This is a genomic window from Tardiphaga sp. 37S4 (genome assembly GCF_021044645.1).
In the GTDB taxonomy this organism is placed as follows: domain Bacteria; phylum Pseudomonadota; class Alphaproteobacteria; order Rhizobiales; family Xanthobacteraceae; genus Tardiphaga; species Tardiphaga robiniae.
In genome coordinates, this window is the sequence record NZ_CP088008.1 from 2,011,813 (window position 1) to 2,029,677 (window position 17,865).

Annotated in this window: 15 protein-coding genes; 1 reads left to right on the forward strand and 14 read right to left on the reverse strand. The window is 61.8% G+C overall.

Going from position 1 to position 17,865, the window contains the following annotated elements:
- Window positions 1–3 precede the first annotated feature (3 nt).
- Both mddA and LPB73_RS09835 read right to left on the reverse strand, forming a co-directional pair.
- Window positions 4–786: a methanethiol S-methyltransferase gene (gene mddA / locus LPB73_RS09830; protein WP_231080450.1), complete on the reverse strand. Its 783-nt coding sequence runs from the start codon at window positions 784–786 to the stop codon at window positions 4–6.
- 47 nt (window positions 787–833) lie between these two features.
- Window positions 834–1,469: a hypothetical protein gene (locus tag LPB73_RS09835; RefSeq protein ID WP_231080451.1), complete on the reverse strand. Its 636-nt coding sequence runs from the start codon at window positions 1,467–1,469 to the stop codon at window positions 834–836.
- 81 nt (window positions 1,470–1,550) lie between these two features.
- Here LPB73_RS09835 and LPB73_RS09840 point away from each other — a divergent pair, with 81 nt between their 5' ends.
- A complete protein-coding gene (locus LPB73_RS09840) occupies window positions 1,551–2,591 on the forward strand; it encodes an AraC family transcriptional regulator (protein ID WP_231080452.1) in 1,041 nt (346 codons plus the stop codon).
- A 12-nt stretch (window positions 2,592–2,603) separates the two neighbouring features.
- Here the strand turns inward: LPB73_RS09840 and LPB73_RS09845 are convergent, their stop codons facing one another.
- The 12 genes from LPB73_RS09845 to LPB73_RS09900 all read right to left on the reverse strand — a co-directional run bounded on the left by LPB73_RS09845 (window position 2,604) and on the right by LPB73_RS09900 (window position 17,704).
- Window positions 2,604–3,914, reverse strand: coding sequence for an HlyD family type I secretion periplasmic adaptor subunit (locus LPB73_RS09845; protein ID WP_231080453.1), 1,311 nt, complete (start codon window positions 3,912–3,914; stop codon window positions 2,604–2,606).
- The gene (locus LPB73_RS09850; RefSeq protein ID WP_414716905.1) at window positions 3,904–5,748 is read right to left on the reverse strand and encodes a type I secretion system permease/ATPase; all 1,845 of its coding nucleotides are present in this window, start codon (window positions 5,746–5,748) and stop codon (window positions 3,904–3,906) included. The genes LPB73_RS09845 and LPB73_RS09850 overlap by 11 nt, the downstream gene beginning before the upstream one ends.
- 14 nt (window positions 5,749–5,762) lie before the next feature.
- Entirely contained in the window at window positions 5,763–6,518 is a 756-nt protein-coding gene (locus tag LPB73_RS09855; RefSeq protein WP_231080455.1) for a hypothetical protein, read from the reverse strand.
- A gap of 145 nt (window positions 6,519–6,663) precedes the next feature.
- On the reverse strand, window positions 6,664–7,479 hold the full coding sequence (locus LPB73_RS09860) for a hypothetical protein (protein ID WP_184517469.1): 816 nt from the start codon (window positions 7,477–7,479) through the stop codon (window positions 6,664–6,666).
- A 74-nt stretch (window positions 7,480–7,553) separates the two neighbouring features.
- A complete protein-coding gene (locus LPB73_RS09865) occupies window positions 7,554–10,133 on the reverse strand; it encodes a TonB-dependent receptor (protein ID WP_184517466.1) in 2,580 nt (859 codons plus the stop codon).
- Window positions 10,134–10,344: 211 nt separating this feature from the next.
- Window positions 10,345–11,289 (reverse strand): FecR family protein, encoded by a 945-nt coding sequence (locus tag LPB73_RS09870; protein WP_184517463.1) that lies wholly within the window; start codon window positions 11,287–11,289, stop codon window positions 10,345–10,347.
- 112 nt (window positions 11,290–11,401) lie between these two features.
- Window positions 11,402–11,932, reverse strand: a complete 531-nt coding sequence (locus LPB73_RS09875; RefSeq protein ID WP_089263921.1) for an RNA polymerase sigma factor — start codon at window positions 11,930–11,932, stop codon at window positions 11,402–11,404.
- A gap of 311 nt (window positions 11,933–12,243) precedes the next feature.
- The gene (locus tag LPB73_RS09880; RefSeq protein WP_231080456.1) at window positions 12,244–13,056 is read right to left on the reverse strand and encodes a class I SAM-dependent methyltransferase; all 813 of its coding nucleotides are present in this window, start codon (window positions 13,054–13,056) and stop codon (window positions 12,244–12,246) included.
- A gap of 248 nt (window positions 13,057–13,304) precedes the next feature.
- Entirely contained in the window at window positions 13,305–14,411 is a 1,107-nt protein-coding gene (locus tag LPB73_RS09885) for a hypothetical protein (protein ID WP_231080457.1), read from the reverse strand.
- 227 nt (window positions 14,412–14,638) lie between these two features.
- Complete coding sequence (locus LPB73_RS09890) at window positions 14,639–15,379, reverse strand: SDR family NAD(P)-dependent oxidoreductase (protein WP_231080458.1); 741 nt, start codon at window positions 15,377–15,379, stop codon at window positions 14,639–14,641.
- A 163-nt stretch (window positions 15,380–15,542) separates the two neighbouring features.
- Window positions 15,543–17,036: an amidophosphoribosyltransferase gene (purF, locus tag LPB73_RS09895; protein WP_081421779.1), complete on the reverse strand. Its 1,494-nt coding sequence runs from the start codon at window positions 17,034–17,036 to the stop codon at window positions 15,543–15,545.
- A gap of 35 nt (window positions 17,037–17,071) precedes the next feature.
- Window positions 17,072–17,704 (reverse strand): CvpA family protein, encoded by a 633-nt coding sequence (locus LPB73_RS09900; RefSeq protein ID WP_068731040.1) that lies wholly within the window; start codon window positions 17,702–17,704, stop codon window positions 17,072–17,074.
- Between the last annotated feature and the right edge of the window lie 161 nt (window positions 17,705–17,865).

Consider the following 17,865-nt stretch of genomic DNA (forward strand, 5'->3'; position numbering starts at 1 on the left):
GTCCTATCGCTCGCCGGTGAGCCCGAACGGATTGGCGTGCCTCTGCGTAGGCGGACGCTCTGATTTGCGCCACGGCAGGATCATCGACACCCGATCGCGGTAGCGGCGATAGTCGTCGCCGAACAGCTCGACCAGATCGCGCTCTTCCAGAAAGATCCCGACGAAGATGTAGGCGGTGGTGACGGCCGCAAACAACAGATGTCCGACCGTCATGAGCGGTGTCGCCCAGAAGGCGATGATGAAGCCGAGATAGATCGGGTGGCGCACGAACTTGTAGTAGAGCGGTGTGCGAAACGCCGGCGCAGATGGCTTCTGGTCAGACAGATTCTGCACCACCTGCTGCACGCCGAACAACTCGAAATGGTTGATCAGGAACGTGCTGGTGAAGACGAGGACCCATCCGAACAGGGAAAGCCCTGTCATGGCCATGGCCAGTTGTGGATTGTCGATCTGCCAGACGATCGCCGGCATCGGGCGCCACTGCCAGAATAGTAGCAACAAGCTCAGGCTCGCGAACAGCACATAGGTGCTGCGCTCGACCGAAGCCGGGACATATTGCGTCCACCACTGCTTGAACGACTTCCGCGCCATGACGCTGTGCTGGATTGCAAACAGCGACATAAGAGCGAGATTGACGAGCACAGCTTCCAGCCACGGAACCTGCGTTCCCGCGTTGATGTCTTTCGGTACCATCATTCCGTCGACGAAACCGATGGCGTAAAGGATCGTGATGAAGAAGATCGCGTAGGACGCTAGCCCGTAGATGAGTGCAATGAAGCGGGTCATGGAACTATCCTTTGCTGGTTGTCTTGTCGATTGAACCAAGCGTTTCCTTAGCCGGCCCGCCCGGGAGGACCCGCGCGCGCTTCGGGTCGCCTGCTGCGCGGCTGGCTGGGGAGGAGAGATGCCTCGGCCACGCGCTCGCCCGACGGCATGATCGGCGATAGATGAATGAGATTCGGCCGCAACTGACAGCGCGCGGGCTGATCACGGCGGATTTGTGCCGCATTGTGATCGGGCAGGCTGCCAGAGCAAGCACTCAGGGCGCCGACGGCGACGAGCACGCCAGCTGTAAGTATCCGAATGCGGAAGCTCACCATTTGTCGGATCGCGCGCATGATGGTTTCCCGGTGCAGCGTATCGATCTGCGCGCGGTGGCCGTCGAAAGCGATCGATTCATCTGCGAGATGTTGAGTCGGGTCCGGTTGGGGCGGCGACACTTGACCCGACTCAAGAGCGGTATCGACGTCTTGCATATCGCGCTGCGCATGCTTGCTACTGAAGAAGCGGTGCGGGTCGGTTCGGAGCGGACTCTCGAGGAACTCGGCCACCGCGGCGCGTGATATTCCTGCCTTGGATAGCGATCTGTCGTCGATGCTGATCAGCCGCGCAATGGCGCGCCGCATCAACAGTGCTGCAATCAAGCGGAAGCTACGATCGGCGGCTTTGGACAGCCGTTTCTTGATCATCATCGTCTCCATCGGATACAATGCGCCACATGCCGCGCATGGTTGGGGCAGCGGACGATGATCGGAGGTTCAGGACCTCACATGATCGAGACACCGCCATCATTTGCAGCGACGCCGGATATTGATCGCGGTGGGGATTTGCTCGCAGATATGCTGCGGTCGATCCGGCTCAGCGGATCGGTATTTCTGAACGCCAGCCTGACCGAGCCCTTCGGCCTCATTAGCCCGAAACATTTCGACGAACGCACTCCGATGGCGCATTTGCGCCATGTCAGCATTTTTCATTTGATCGCGGCGGGCGAATGCACCGTCGAACTCGCCAGTGGCGAGCGAGGCACCATTGCTGCGGGCGACGTTCTGCTGATGCCGTTCGCCGACACGCACAGGTTCTACAGCGGCGACGGCGCGGAGTTGTGTTCCGCGATGGAACTGGTGCGGGCCGGTCCACTATCCGGCATGTGGACGATCGAGCATGGCGGCGGAGGGCGGGAGACCCGCATGGTCTGCGGCTTCATCGAATCGTCGGAGCTGCTGCATTCCCCGGTCTTTCGGACCCTGCCGCCGATGCTCATCGATCGCGCTGGCGACGACAAGGTGAGCGCGGTTCTCGCCACGACGGTGCGCGAAATTCTCTCACTGACCGAAGACGCGACGCCCGGCAGTGAGATCATGCTCGGCCGGCTGATGGAGCTGCTATTCGTCGAGGTGCTGCGTCGCTACGCTGCGGGATTGCCACCAAGCGCGCATGGCTGGTTCGCGGCACTGAATGATCCCGTGCTCGGACGCGCTATATGGCATGTTCACGGCAATCCTGGTCATCGCTGGACGGTTGACGATCTGGCCCGCGAATGCGGCACGTCGCGCACGGTGCTCGCCGAGCGCTTCAACGAGGTGTTGGGCCAAGCTCCGATCGAATATGTGACCAGCTGGCGGATGCAGTTGGCAGCGGAGCGCATGCGAACGGGTGGCGACAGTCTTGCTGTCATCGCCAGCGATGTCGGCTACGACTCCGAGGCGGCCTTCAATCGCGCCTTCAAGCGCGTGACCGGAATAGCGCCGGGTCGCTGGCGTGACGGCGCGAAGTCGGCGAAGCCGTATCCGAGCCCCATGCGCAGAGGCTGACCTCGACACCGGCTACTCCTCGCGAAATGATCGTGCGATCTGGTCGCCGATGGGCTTGACCAGAAAAGACAGGACTGTGCGTTCGCCGGTCTGAATGAAGGCTTCCGCAGGCATCCCCGGAACCAAAGCGAGTTTGCCGAGGCGCGCCAGTTGCTGCGGCGGGATGGTGATCCGCACGATGTAATGGGAAAGCCCGGACTTCTGATCCAGCGTGAGGTCGGCGGCGATGCGGCTGACGCTGCCGTTCAGTTCGGGAGTGGTGCGCTGGTTGAAGGCCGACATGCGCAGCACGGCAGGCTGGCCGAGCCGTATCTGGTCGATATCCTGCGGGTTGATTTGTACTTCAAGTGCCAGCCTGTCGCTGTCCGGTACGATCAGCATGACGGTGTCGGCTGGCGAAATCACGCCGCCAACGGTGTGCACCGCGAGCTCATGGACCAGTCCGCTTTGCGGCGCGACAATATCGATCCGCTTGAGCTGATCTTCTGCAGTCACCTTCCGTTCGACATATTCCGCTGTCTGGCCCTCGATGTCGCGCAGGCTGCTGGCGACCTCGCTGCGGAGATCCTGGTCGATCTGAATCATCTGCAACTGTGTTTCGGAAATCTTGCCGCCGGATTGCGCCTGAGCTTCAACGAGCCGGCCGCGTTCGCCGTCGAGGTTTACCGCTTCGCGTTCCAGCGCCATCATCCGCTGAATGGGCACCAGCCCTTTCTCCCAGAGTTCGCGCACGCCTGTCAGTTCGCGTTGGATCAGGCCGATGCCGCGAATTTTCGCTTCTTCCTGAGCCACGAGGCCGCGCACTTCCTTGCCGTATTGAAGGCCGCGCTCGCGAAGCTGCGCCTTCTGGCCGAGCCGGGCGTCGCGGCGCAGTTCGAACAGTCTGCCTTCGCCTGCCATGAGCTGTGCGATCTCCGGATCGGCGGCGCGCGATCTGATTTCGTCGGGGAAGGCGATGACGCCGACCTCGTCGCGCTCGGCGCGGAGCCGGGCCCGTCGGACCGCGAATTCGTCGAGCCGTTTGGTAACGATGGCGAGATTGGCGCGCGTCTGCGTCGCGTCGAGGCGCATTACAATGTCGCCTGCAGTCACGCGCTGTCCTTCGCGGACCAGAATTTCGCCGACCACGCCGCCGGTCGGGTGCTGGACCTTCTTGACGTTGGTATCCACGACGAAGTGTCCTGCGGCGACGACTGCGCCGGCCAGATTGGTCGCCGCGGCCCATCCGCCGATGCCGCCGACCAGCACAACACCCGCCAGCGTGGCGATGCCGAGGTGGCGCAGGATCGAGTGGGAGACCGCCGAGACATTGCTATCGGGCATCGCGATCTTCCATATCGTCGTGAGGATGTGTGCTCATTCCCGACTTGTCGGCGGGATTGGCGATCACCCGCAGCGGCGCCAGAGACCGCGCGGTGGCCGCATGGCCGGTCGTCGTGCCGCTGCCGTGTGCTGCGGGGGCGGGAGCCTTCAGCGCTTTGCTGAGGACGTCCGCGCGCGGACCGAATGCCTTGGCGCGACCGCCTTCCATCACCAGGACGAGGTCGACGGCGCCGATCGCACTCGGACGATGTGCGATGACGATGGCAATGCCCTTGCGCTCGCGGATGGCGGCGATGGCGCGGATGACCGCCGCTTCGCCTTCCACGTCGAGATTGGCATTGGGCTCGTCGAGCACGACCAGGAACGGATCGCCATACAGCGCGCGTGCCAGCCCGACGCGCTGGCGCTGGCCGGCGGACAGGGCGGAGCCAGCTTCGCCGATCCGCGTCTGGTAGCCATGTTCCAGCCGCAGGATGAGATCGTGCACGCCGGCAGCTTTGGCGGCAGCGACTATGGCCTCGGAGTCCGGGTCATCTTCGAAGCGGGAGATATTCTCGGCAATGGTGCCATCGAACAGTTCGACACCCTGCGGCAAATAGCCGATATCGCCACCGAGCATCTCGCGGTCCCACTGGTCGAAGCTGGCGCCATCGATGCGCACCTTGCCGCTGGCCGGTCGCCAGGCCCCGACCAGTGCGCGTGCCAGTGTGGACTTGCCGCTGCCACTATGACCGATGATGCCAAGAGCGCTTCCGGCGGAGACGGTAAAGCTCAGCCCCGTGACGCTCGGCCGTTTCTCTCCGGGCGGCGCGATGGTCATCGCCTCGACGCGCAGATCGATATGGGCGCGTGGCAACGCCATCGCCTTGGGGGCTTCCGGCAGGCGCGTCAGCAATTCATCGAGCCGTGCCCAGCTTTGCCGCGCCATCAGGAACGGCTTCCATGTCGAGATAGCCAGATCCACGGGAGCAAGCGCGCGGCCCATCATGATCGAACTCGCCACCATCACGCCCGCGCTGGCTTCCTGCCTGATCACGAGATAGGCGCCGACGCCGAGCATGGTCGACTGCAGCAGCGCACGCAGCGCGCGGGCTACACCACCGAGGCCTCCCGCCACATCACCAGCTCGCCGATTGGCCGCCAGATAGTCCGAGTTTGTGCGATGCCAGCGCGCGGCCATCCGGCCGCCGAGGCCCATCGCGCGCACCACTTCGGCATTGCGACGGCTGGCCTCCATCAGCGCGTTGCGAAACATGCCGTGTTGCACGGTGTCGCGGGCGGGTCCCCTGGAGCTGGTATTGGTGAGAAGGGTGAGGGATACGAGGATGACGGCGCCCACGAGGGCCGTGATGCCGATCCAGAAGTGAAACACGAAGCAGATGGCGAGGTAGAATGGCATCCACGGCAGGTCGAAAAAGGCGGTCGGGCCGGGGCCGGACAGGAAGCCGCGCACATTGTCGAGATCGCGTAACGGCTGCAGGCCATCGCCCGGCAAAGGCATCTCAAGCGGCAGGCCGACAACGGCATCATGCACACGGCCGGACAACTGATGATCGAAGCGCTCGCCGATGCGCAGCAGAATGCGCGATCGAATGATGTCGAAAAGGGACTGAAAAGCGTAGAGCGTGGCCGCCAGCACACCTAGGCCGATCAACGTCGAAACGCTGCGGCTGGCCAGCACACGGTCATAGACCTGCAGCATGAACAGCGGCGCGGTCAGCGCGAGCACGTTCACGATGCCGCTGATCACGGCGATCCCCGCGATGGCGGGCTTGAGTGGCGAGATGGCCGCCGCAGCCAATGGCTGCGACGGACTTCGCTGCGAAGCTTTCACCACGACAGCTCTGCTCAGACGGTGAAGTGGCCGTCCAGGATCAGACCAAGCATGTCTGTCCCGACATAGCCATCGAGCTGGATCGAGTTGGCGCCGTCGGTGATGGTGAGCACGTTGCTATTGTCCCACCAGTTGCTGTGGTTGAAGAACAGGTCGACATAGTTCGAGATGTTGGTCACGCCCTGCAGGTCGAGGACGTCGAAATCGCCTGCGGCCGCGTGAAAATCCAGCACGACGTCATTGGCCCACCCGTCGGCGAAAACGAGCGTATCGTTGCCAAGACCGCCAGTGAAGCTGTCATTGCCACCGAAGCTCAGCATGACATCGTCGCCGGCCGTGCCGGTCTGGATGGTGCCCTGTTCGGCAAAGTAGCCGTAAAGGCCGTTCAGGCTGCCGTTCTGCGAGAGGTCGGTGATTGCGGCGTCGAAGGCCGGCGTCAGCGTTGCGCCGCTGAATCCGATCGACAGACCGGAATCCTGGACCCACAGATCGGTCGGCGCGACATAGGCCAGATTGCTGCCGAGTGTCAGGTTGGTGACCGTGCCGTCGATGACGCCCGGCGTATAGGAGAAGTCATCACCGCTCACGATGACCGACGACTTGTCGTTATCGACGCCGCCGCCGATGCGTGTGCCGGCATACCATTGGTCGGTGGTGTTCTTCACGGCGTTAAAATTTCCGGGGCCGCGATATTCGAAATTGTCGATCCAGTTGTCCAGATAAGCGGGCAGGTTGCTGCTTGCTTCGCTATAGGTGATGGTCAGTGCCATTGCCGTTCCTCAGAATTTGGGTTGTCGGGACGTCGTGATCCAGCGGCGTGTCGTGATCACTGCAGGCGATCCCGATTGGAGGGGCTGACGCGACATCAGTGTCGCGTCAGCAGGTCGCGTGGCTGCGAGTTCGCAGCGAAGCCTGTTAGACGAAGGCGATATCGCTCCAGTCCAGCGTGCCGCCGCCAGCGAAGTTCACCGTAATGGTGCTGGTCAGGCCGTTGGTCGCGTCGGCATAGGTGAGGACATTGCCGGACAGGCTGCCGCCTGCGCCCTGGAATCCTGTGGCATTGGCCCAGCCGAAACCGGAGATCTGGATCTGGTCGGCGCCGTCGAAGAAATCCGTGATGACGTCGTCGCCCCAGCCCTGCGCTGCAGTGCCGGCGGCAGTATCGTAGTAATTCGCGCTCCAGAGGAACGTATCGACCAGCACGCCTCCATTGCCGGTCAGAACGTCGTCGCCAGCGAAGCTGACGAGAACATCGTCGCCTGCGGTGCCGGTCTGGTTCGTTCCCTGTTCGGCAAAATAGTCGGTCAGACCAGCGAATGACTGACCGAAGAACGTCCCGCCATCGACCTGCCCGCCATGCGACAGCGAATAGATCGCCTGATTGAAGGTGGTGGTGACGGGCATGTAGCCACTGCTATTGGTGATGATCAGTTCCTGATCTTGCACCCACAGATCCGTGGCCGGCACATATTCAAGATTATGGCCGAGTGTGAGCGATTCCACATCGCCGTTGAATGTACCGGGCGAATAGCTGTAGTCATGGATGTTCATGATGACGGAAGGCAGGTTATTGTCGGTTCCTTCGGTATCGACACCGGCCGACCACTGATCCTGGCCGGTGAACGAGGTGGAGAACCAGCCGTTTCCATTGTAGGTGAAGTTGGCGTCATACGACGCCAGATATGTTGCGAGGTCGCTGCTTGCTGCCGTAAGCTGAAGATTGAGTGCCATTCTCGAAACCCTTCTCTGCTTGTTTTACCCGCCTTGTGGCGGGCCTCCATCCACGCCAATGGGGCGGGGAATTCCTAGAACTTGTAGTTCAGCGACACCGTCGCGGTACGGCCCGGCGCGGCGTAGAAATTGGCGCCGACCGCCGGCGCATAAGCGAGATCGGTGACGTTGTTCACCGCAAAGCGCAGCTTGGTCGCCTCGTCGAAGGCATAGGATCCGTAGATGTCGTAGACGCGGTAGCCCGGCATTTCGTAGCCACTGCGCAGCGAGCCCAGGGCAGGGACGGTCTTCGAGACGTCGACGATGCGCGTGCCCAGCGTCAGCTTCTCGTCGAACAGACGGATGCCGGCATCGAGTGTCACGCGCAGTTTCGGCTGCTCGAAGATGACAGGGGCGCCGAGGCCGCTGTTGATCGGCATGTCCCGCCCTGTCGGGCTGGTGAAACTGTCGGCGAAATCCGTGTCGATGCGCGTGACGGTGCCACCAATATAGAGGAAGCGCGCGTCGTAATTGGCCTCGACCTCGACGCCCTTCATTCGGGTGACGCCGTTGAGATTGACGTACGAGGTGTATTGTTGGGCGTTGTTCGCATTCTCGATTCGACCGAAGCTGATATAGTCGGTGATCTCACGATAGAAGCCGACGGCCTTGAAGCGGACGGTGTCGCGCTCGGTCAGGATGCCGTTGGCCAGAACATTGAATCCGGCCTCGTAGGTGTCGCCGCGTTCCGGACGCAGGAACGGGTTCGGGGCGTAGCCATTGATCTCATTTGCATCGTGGCCGCCGTTCAGGAATGATTCCATGATCGTTGGCGGCCGATAGCTCTTGGAATATTTTACGAAGGGCTGCAGCCAATCGACTGGTTGAAACGCGACCGTGAAATTCGGGAGCCAGGCCCCGCCCGATTTATCGACATCGAGATTGTACGGCCTATAAACGGTGCCAACGATGGGCACATATGTCGGTGGGACGGCTGCGCCGCAGCCGCGCGCATTGCAGATGGCCGGTCTTCCGGGATTGGTCATCCGTTGCCCGACGATCTCCTGGCTTTCGCCGTAGATCGTCGCGTTGCCCGCGACATGATACCAGTCGTAACGCACGCCGCCGATCAGGGTCACCCATTCCGCCGGCTTGAGTGTCGCGGTGCCGAAACCGCTGGCGACGTCGCGGTTTCCGCTCGGCGTGCCGCCGGTCAGCGTGCTCGAATAGTCGACACCGTTGCCGGCGACAAAACCGCGCTGCAGCGTCGTCTTGCCGGTGTCGCTGAACGCTTCCACGCCGTAATTGAGTGCCAGTGCACCGATGCCTGTCGCGAAGCGGCTGGTGTTCTCGACGCTTCCGCCTAGTGTTGAGAACACGAAATTCGATGGCCCGGTCAGTGCAAACGCGCCATCGGAAACCGTGTCGTTCTTGAGGTGGTTGTAATAGAGCTTGGCTTTCAGATCGACGATGTCATTGCCCGGATTCCAGTCGACCGCGGACGTGAACGTGTCGTTGGCGACTTGCTCGCTGGACTTCAGGATTCCGCCGCGTGCGATCGTGTCATCGTAGTTTCCGGTATTGTACCGGGAGTCGTTATGCAGCCAGCCGATCGTGATCTTCACGTCCTCGGTCGTTAGCGCCTCGGCCTTGAGGATCGTCGAGAATACCTCCTGGCCGGAGAACAGGAAGACATTGCCGTCATAGGCCTTCATGCCATCGCCGATGGTACCGTTCTGGCCGATATCGTAGGCGCCGATGTTCTTGTAGCTGACGCCGCCGAGCACCGAGAAGCGTTCCGACACGCGGACGGCTGCTGCCGTCGAGCCATCGAAATTATAGGCGTTGGTACCTGTGGTGGCATTCACCACGCCGCCATACTGATTGCCGGGCTTGATCAAATCGTCGGCGATGAAGGTGCGAAAATTGACCAGGCCGCCAAGCGCACCGGCGCTGCCGACGCCCGACGTCGTACTTTTCTCCACGTCGATCTGGCGCAGGAAAGCCGTATCGACATAGGTCCGCTGCGTCGCACCGTGGCCGCCGCGCTGGAAATTCTGCCGCGCTCCGTCGATCATGGTGGCAATGCGGTCCTGGTCCTGCAGGCCGCGGATATTGACGCTGATGCCAGGGTTCTGCGCCGCCGAGCGATTGGCATAGACGCCGGCCACATTATCCAGGAGATCGCGCGCATTGCGCGTCGGGCTGCTCTCGATCGCCTCGCGGGAAATCACGCTGACGGCTGCCGGTCGCTGATAGACCCAGTCCGGCGTTCCCTGATAGCCGGAGCCAACACCATCGGTTCTGGCCGCGTCGACGACGATCGTATCGAGCTGGACGCCGTCGCCGGAGGGGACGGGACCTGCACGGCTCTGCGACGGATCGATCAGCAGCGCTGCTTTCGGGCCGGTGATGCGATACGTAATTCCGGTGCCGGCCAGGAGCTGTGCGAGCGCCTGTGCCACGGTGTAGTTGCCGTTCAACGGTTGGCTGCGGATGTCTGGCGCGAGCTGGATTGTGTAGAGAATACGCCATCCGCTGCTGGCGCCGAGATCCGCAATTGCCGTGGCAAGAGGCTTGGCGGGAATATTGAACGGGTAGGTCGTGCGGGCAGTCGCTGTTGCTTCGATACTGTCTTGGCCAAAGGCCGGTATTGTCGTGATCAACGGCAACATGCCGATCAGCCCGCTCGCCACATGGCGAGCGACGCCCCGTCTACCCCCGAACCGCATTACGCACGAACTCCGTTGTCTCGTTGTTTGCTGTGCGCCGACCCAGCGCCGCGAAGAGCTTCTGCTCTTCATCCAGTTCAACGAGTCACGAAATCAAACCCACATCAGGTCTATGGGTGTTGCGGTTTAGAATTCCGGTAAACAGCGGAGGAGTTCAGTAGATAACGGTCACCCAGGGGGTGAGATGGGCGACGTTGCCCTCGATCATGCCGGCAATGGCTGTGAGGCTTTCATCGACATTCGCAGTCGGAAACGTGCCGGAGACGAGCAGATCGCTGAAGCGGCCGCGGATGACAATGCGGCTTGATGTCTGGCGCTGCAGGGCTTCGACGACCCGATGCAGCGGGACGCGGTCGAAGACCAGGCGGCCGGATATCCATGCGAGCCTGGCGTCAATGTCTCCGGTTTCGACGGTGCCGAGCTTTCCGCCGGACACGCGCACATGCTGGTTTGCCGATAGCTTGACGGTCGCATCGCGATCCTCGCCGGCGACCGACACCAGTCCGCGCTGAACTGTCACCTCGACACCATCAGCCGTCCGGTCGATATTGAAGGCAGTCCCGAGCACGCGGATTTCGCCTGCGCCGCTGTCGACCGTGAAGGCCGTCTGGTCTGGCTTTACATCGAAAAAGGCCTGGCCACGGCGCAGAACGACCCGGCGTCGACCATCCTTGAAGTCCAGGTCCAGGGCAGTGTCGGCACCGATGTTCAGGCGGGAGCCGTCCGGCAGGTCGCGGGCCATCACCTGACCACGCGCAGTGACAATATCTGCCTGCCAGTTCTCAAGCATCGATGGATTGATGACCCAGATGACGCAGGCTGCAGCGATCGCTGCGGGCAATGCCGGCCACCATCTCATCTGGCGCCGGGCAGCGATGTTGCCGAGACGATGGTCGCGTGCAGCCAGCCGAATGGCAGGCTCCTCAAGCTGCTGCCAGATCGCCGCTGCTTCGCGATAGGCAAGTTGATGACGATGATCCTCATTGAGCCATTGCCGAAAGGACGCTTCGTCGGCCTCAGTTGTCGTCCCGTCGCGTCGGATGAGCCAGAGATCAGCGGCGGCGCACTGTGCTTTCGTTGGCCGGTCGCCAGGTTTCATCAGCAATTCCTTCGATCGATCGAAAAGGCGATGCGGGAATGCTCCTGCCGTTAGAAGCGTTCCAGCTACTCCTACCTTTACAACGAGCGACGAGAAAGAACCCACATCCATTTTAGCGGAAATCTTTGCTGGCGAGATTGAGATGATCGGCCACGGCGGCGCGGCAGTGCTGCATGGCGCGTAGCAGATGTTTTTCGACGGCACTCACGGAAATGCCGAACCGCTGTCCGATCTCCGCATTGGATTCGCCATTGACACGTCGGCGAATGAAAATTTCGCGGGTTCGGGTGGGGAGCTGCGCGAGCGCGCGATCCAGTGCAGCGACGGCTTCGCGCGCCTGCAATGCTGCGTCTTCCGATGGCTGCCCGGGGCTGAGCTGTTCAGGCAGTACGTCGGCGAGCATATGATGCCGCCGCGATGCCGTCAGGTTATGGTCGATCGCGGCGTTCCGGGCTGCAGCGTAGAGGACGCGCTTGTTGTCTTCATCCGAGCCGTTAGTCCCGGCGGCAAGCACCCGGGCGAAGACATCCTGGACGATCTCCGAAGCCACTTCACGATCGCGGACCCGGCGACGTACCAGCGTTTCGAGATGAGCGCGATGTGATGTAAAGAGCCTCGCGATCGTGCTCTTCCAGAGGGTCATGATGTCACGCGTTCGAACAAGACAGGATTCGATGCGTTGCGGTGATCATTGAGAACGGGACGATAGCTGATCGATACAGACGATATGTTATCTGTATGACGAGATCGTCGACCATGTCACCGACGGCGCTAATGTCGCTATCGGAAATCTCGCTCATCACCGGTTCCTGCAGTCAGGATATTCCTGATTGTCCGGCAGAGATAGACGGTACCATCGTTCAGCTCAAGTTATTGATGAGGACATGATATAGAACGGTTCGAAACTCGCGGACGCCTGACCAAGCGAAGTGCCGGAGCGGGATATTACGATGCTCAGGCCGCAGCCACGATGACGTGCGCCTGAATCTTGCCAGCAATCTCGCCGCTGCCATGTCTGCGCGCAATTTCAGATGCTGCGTAGTCAGTTGCAGCTTCCAGTTTTCCCGCGTCTCTGGCTTCGATTTCGGTGCGAAGAACAGTTCCCTGACAATAAGCAACGGCCGGAAGGCGCGGCGAGGATGCACGGCTTTGTTCGGCTCTCGTCTCGATCATAACATGGGAGAAACCTGCGTCCTCCAGCTCGCGACGGATCAGTGCCGTATCGTGGTAACCGTGTGGCGTGCGCGCCAGAAAGCGCGGCGGATCGTCCGGGAAAATCTTTGCGAGAGCATTCGTCACATCGTCAGCAAATACATTGTCCTCGATGCGATCCCATACATTGAATAAAAGATGTCCTCCGGGCTTCAGAACTCGCTTCGCTTCGCGGTAGGCAGATGGGCGATTAGGAAAGAACATCGCACCGAACTGACAACACACGAGATCGAAGGCCGCATTTTCAAACGGGAGCGCCAGAGCATCCGCTTGTCGCCATGTGATGCGATTGTCCGGTGCTTGTCGCGACGCGGCGTAGTCGAGCATCGGCTGGTTGAGGTCGGTGACAATATAGCTTGCGCGTGGGGATAATTTGGGCGTCAACGCGCGGGTGACAACCCCGGTGCCCGCGGCGATTTCCAGAACGGCGCCTGGCGAGAAAGACGCTGCGCGTTGTGCGAGATCTGCGGCGTAGGGCTCGAAAATCAACGGCACCATATAGCGGTCGTAGTTTTCCGGAATCGAGCCAGCGAATAACTTGTCCGTTTCCAGCATTGCTATCACCCGTCGTCCGTTTGATGGCGCGCGAGACTAGCATGCATTGTCGGCGTCGTCCCGAAGGGCGAGAGCCGGGCCAGGGCCATTGCGTTTGGCTGAACGTCAGTGATTCAAATTCCCAGACCGGAAGCGCGAACGATGCGGCTGTCCAGATGATGGACGGCTCCATTGTTCGCATGCATCAGCATGGGGCGTGCATCGTCGGGACCGGAAACAGACGATCTGGCTATAACTCTTAGCGACAGCTACTTCAGCGCATCCGAGACCAGCCTGAATTTCTGGATGCGCTTTCCGGTGTCGACTTCGGCTGTGTAGACATTGCCCTTGGCATCGACTGCCATGGCGTGAATCCAGTGGAACTGGCCGGCCTGGCGGCCATTACGGCCGAAGGTGCCGACGACCTTGCCGTCGTCGCGATTGATGACGCGGATCTCGTTGTTCTCGCCATCCGCCGTCAGCAGCCATGTCTGTTTCGGGTCGGGCCACACCGCGAGATCCCACACCGCGCCATTTCCGAGCGTGGCCTTCTCGTAGAACCACTCCTTCACGAAGCTGCCGTCCTTCTTGAACACCTGCACGCGGTTGTTGATGCGGTCGCAGACATAGACGAGGCCGTCATTGGCGAGCTTCACGCAATGCACGGGATTGCCGAATTGTTGTGCCACCGGCGCGTTCGGATCATAGGCCGCCTGCTTGTCGTCATTCGGCTTGTTGCCATAGGCACCCCAGTGCCGCTTGTAAGCGCCGGTGGTGGCATCGAACACGATGACGCGGCGGTTGCCGTAGCCGTCTGCGACATAGATCTCGTTGGCATCCTTGTCGATGGCGGTCTCGGCGGGCTTGCCGAGCTGGGTGGTGTCGTTGCTGCCCTTGCTCGGCGCGATCTTGCCAATCTGCATCACGAACTTGCCGTCAGTGGTGAATTTCAGGATTGCATTGTCGTTGTCGAGATTACCACCGACCCAGACGAAGCCTTTCTCGTCGACTTCGATGCCATGTTCGCGGCCGACCCATTCATAGCCTTCGCCAGGACCGCCCCATGAGCGCAACAGATTGCCGGCGGCATCGAACTCCAGCACCGGCGGCGCTGAGACGCAGCATTTCGAGCGCGGCGGATTGAGCGCTGCGCCTTTCTCGTCATCGGTGAGCGAGCGCGGGCGGTGGATCACCCAGACATGGCCGTCCTTGTCGGTCGTGATACCGCCGACCTGGCCGAGGATCCAGTTGTTCGGCAGCGGCTTCGGCCAGGACGCATCGACTTCGAAGCGGGGGATATCGGCGGCGCGCGCGAGGGAAAGTGTTGCGAGGGTGAATGTTGCAGCAAGCGCGACCGAACGCAGGCGTGACGCCATGACGACCTCCCTATGTGATGCGGGTTAGTCCCGCTTGGGAGGAAGTCTAGCTGGGATGGAGCGAAGTGCAATGTGCGCGGTGCGGTGGCGGTGCAGCACTCTCACTTGTCGTCACCCGGCTTGACCGAGTGACCTAGTATACACCGCGCGACCTGAGTTTACTGGATCGCCCGGTCCAAACGCGCAAGTGCGCGCCAGGCCGGGCGATGACCGTGAGAGCGTGTTGCCTACGACGGCGGATGAAAACCCATCACCTTGCCGGTCTTGTAGTCGACGAACTTCCCGGTCTCCGTCCATGACGGCAGGCAAAGCGGCACGATGGTCTCTGCAACTTGCGCCGGCGTGTCGAGCGTTTCGGGATCCTCGCCGGGCATCACGATGGCGCGCATATGCGTGCGCACCGGGCCGGGATTGAACAGGTTGACGCGGATATTGGTTGTGGCGGTCTCATTGGCCCAGACGCGCACCAGCGTTTCCAGCGCAGCCTTGGAGACGGCATAGGGGCCGCGATAGGCGGAGGCCTTGCTGGCGGTGCCGGATGTGACGAACACGGCGCGGCCCGCATCGGACTGCTGCAGCAGCGGTTCCATGCAGCGAATGAGCTGGAAGTTGGCGGTGAGGTTGGTGGCCATGGTGTCGTTCCAGGCCTTCAGCTCGATATGGCCGAGCGGCGACGAGGGGCCTGCGACGCCGGCATTGCCGACCAGAATGTCGAGCTTGCCATGGCGCTCATGCAGCGCGGCGCCGAGGCGCGACAGGCCGTCGAGATCGGTGATGTTCAGCGGCACCAGTGTGGCGCTGCCGCCCTCGGCGCGGATCGCGTCGTCGAGTTCTTCAAGGCCACCCTGGGTGCGCGCCACGGCGACGATGTGCGCGCCGGCCTTGGCCAGCGCCAGCGCAGTGGCATAGCCGATGCCGCGCGAGGCGCCGGTGACGAGGGCGATACGGGAGGCGAGGGGAAGGGTCATGGCGCGGCTCATAAATCTCAGGCGTCATCCCCGCGAAGGCGGGGATCCATACACGGGAGGGTTATGATGCGGAAAGGTGGTTGTGTCTAATCCAGAGCCAAACAAATTAGATCGTGGCTATGGATCCCCGCTTTCGCGGGGATGACACCCGATAAGACTGCGATCAGCTCGCCTCGGCCAGCAGCGAGAGCTGCCGCGGGGCATCGATCTCGCTCATGTCGGTGAGCGGGGTCGGATAGTCGCCGGTGAAGCAGTGGTCGGCGAATTTCGGATGGGCGGGATCGCGGCCGGGTTCGCCCATGGCGCGGTAGATGCCGTCGACCGAGACGAAGGCCAGCGAGTCCGCGCCGATCAGGTCGCGCATTTCTTCCAGCGTGTGCGTGGCGGCCAAAAGACCCGCGCGGTCCGGCGTGTCGATGCCGTAATAGTCGGGATGGGTGATCGGCGGCGACGCAATACGGAAGTGGACTTCCCTGGCGCCGGCGTCGCGCATCATCTTGACGATCTTCTTCGAGGTGGTGCCGCGCACCAGACTGTCGTCGATCAGCACAATGCGCTTGCCTTCGATGGCGGCACGGTTGGCCGAATGTTTCATGCGCACGCCGAGTTCGCGCACGCTCTGGGTCGGCTGGATGAAGGTGCGGCCGACATAGTGATTACGGATGATGCCGAGTTCGAACGGCACACCCGAAGCGCGGGAGTAGCCGATCGCGGCAGGCACGCCGGAGTCCGGCACCGGCACGATCACGTCGGCTTCCACATGGGTCTCGCGGGCGAGCTGTTCGCCCATCGCCTTGCGGGTGTCGTAGACCGAGCGGCCGCCGACGATCGAGTCGGGGCGCGCGAAGTAGATATATTCGAAGATGCAGGGGCGCGGCGCTTGCGGCGCGAACGGCTTGTGGCTCTGCGCGCCGTTCTCATCGAACACGATGACTTCGCCAGGCTCGATGTCGCGGATGTACTTGGCGCCGATGATGTCGAGCGCGCAGGTTTCCGAGGCGAGGATCGGCGAGCCGTCAAGTTCACCCAGCACCAGCGGGCGGATGCCGAGCGGATCGCGGGCGCCGACCAGCTTCTTGTTGGTCAGCGACACCAGCGCATAGGCGCCTTCGATGGCGCGCAGTGCTTCAATATAGCGGTCGATGAAACGGTTGCGCTTGGAATGCGCGACGAGGTGCAGGATGACCTCGGTGTCGGTGGTCGACTGCATCATCGCGCCGTTCTTCACGAGCTCGCGGCGCAGGGTTAGACCGTTGGTGAGGTTGCCGTTATGGGCCACTGCAAAACCGCCGGCATTGAGTTCGGCGAATAGCGGCTGGACGTTGCGGAGAATGGTTTCGCCCGTGGTGGAGTAGCGGGTGTGGCCGACGGCGGCGGTGCCGGGCAGGCGCTCGATCACTTCGCGGCGGGAGAAGGTGTCGCCGACGAGGCCGAGGCGACGTTCGGAATGGAAGCGCTTGCCGTCGAAGGCGACGATGCCGGCAGCTTCCTGTCCGCGATGCTGGAGGGCGTGGAGCCCGAGCGCGGTGATCGCCGCCGCATCGGGATGGCCGTAGATACCAAATACACCGCATTTTTCGCGGAGCATGTCGCCGTCGAGATCGGGATTTCGCATGGTGGTGCTCGCGTCGTCGGAAGGGCTCTGCATCGGATCCATCGCGCCTTTCAGGTGTCGCGAGAAACTAAGAACGCCTAGCGTCCCGCCGGTTTGCCATCGATCAGCTTTTTCAGGCTGTCGCGGGCAGGTTTGGAATAGCCATCCGCGGCGCCGGGCGCTGCGGGCTCGGCGTCGGTCGTATCCTCATCGGGTTTGTTTTTCTTGAACCTCTTCAAGATGGTGTTTTCAGGGTCATCCGGCAAGAGTGCCATCAGCCAATCGCCGGTTCCCTGCAGAACGACGCGCGATTTGGCACCCGTGACCCAGTCCGGACGCTGCTTGTCCGGGACCAGCCAGCTGAAGAAGAGGAAGGCGACGACCACGATCAGGAGGCCGCGAGCGAGGCCGAACAGGAAGCCGAGCGTGCGGTCCAGCGCGCCGATGCGCGAATCCAGGATCATGTCGGAGATGCGGACGGTGATGATCGAGACCACGATCAGCGTGCCGATGAACACGCCGGCCACCACCACGATGCTGGCGACGGTATCGTTGTTAAAATAAGTTTTAGCGGTCGGGAGCAGCTTCTGGAAAGCAAATAGCGTGACCAGCGCCGCTGCGCCCCAAGCCGCGATCGACAGGATCTCGCGCATGAAGCCGCGGACCATGGCCAGCAGGCCGGAGATCAGCATGACGCCGAGCAGGACAAGGTCGAGAATCGTGATCGGCATCGGCTGGTCAGGTCCGCTCGTGAATCAGAAACCGCGAATCGGCACAGGCTGCCGCTTCAGGTGACGGTGATATGGCACGTCTCGCAAGGCCGGAAAACCGCTATCGGCCGCAAGAGCACACCTGATCACACCATTGTTCCGCTTTCGGCAGAGTGCCTTAA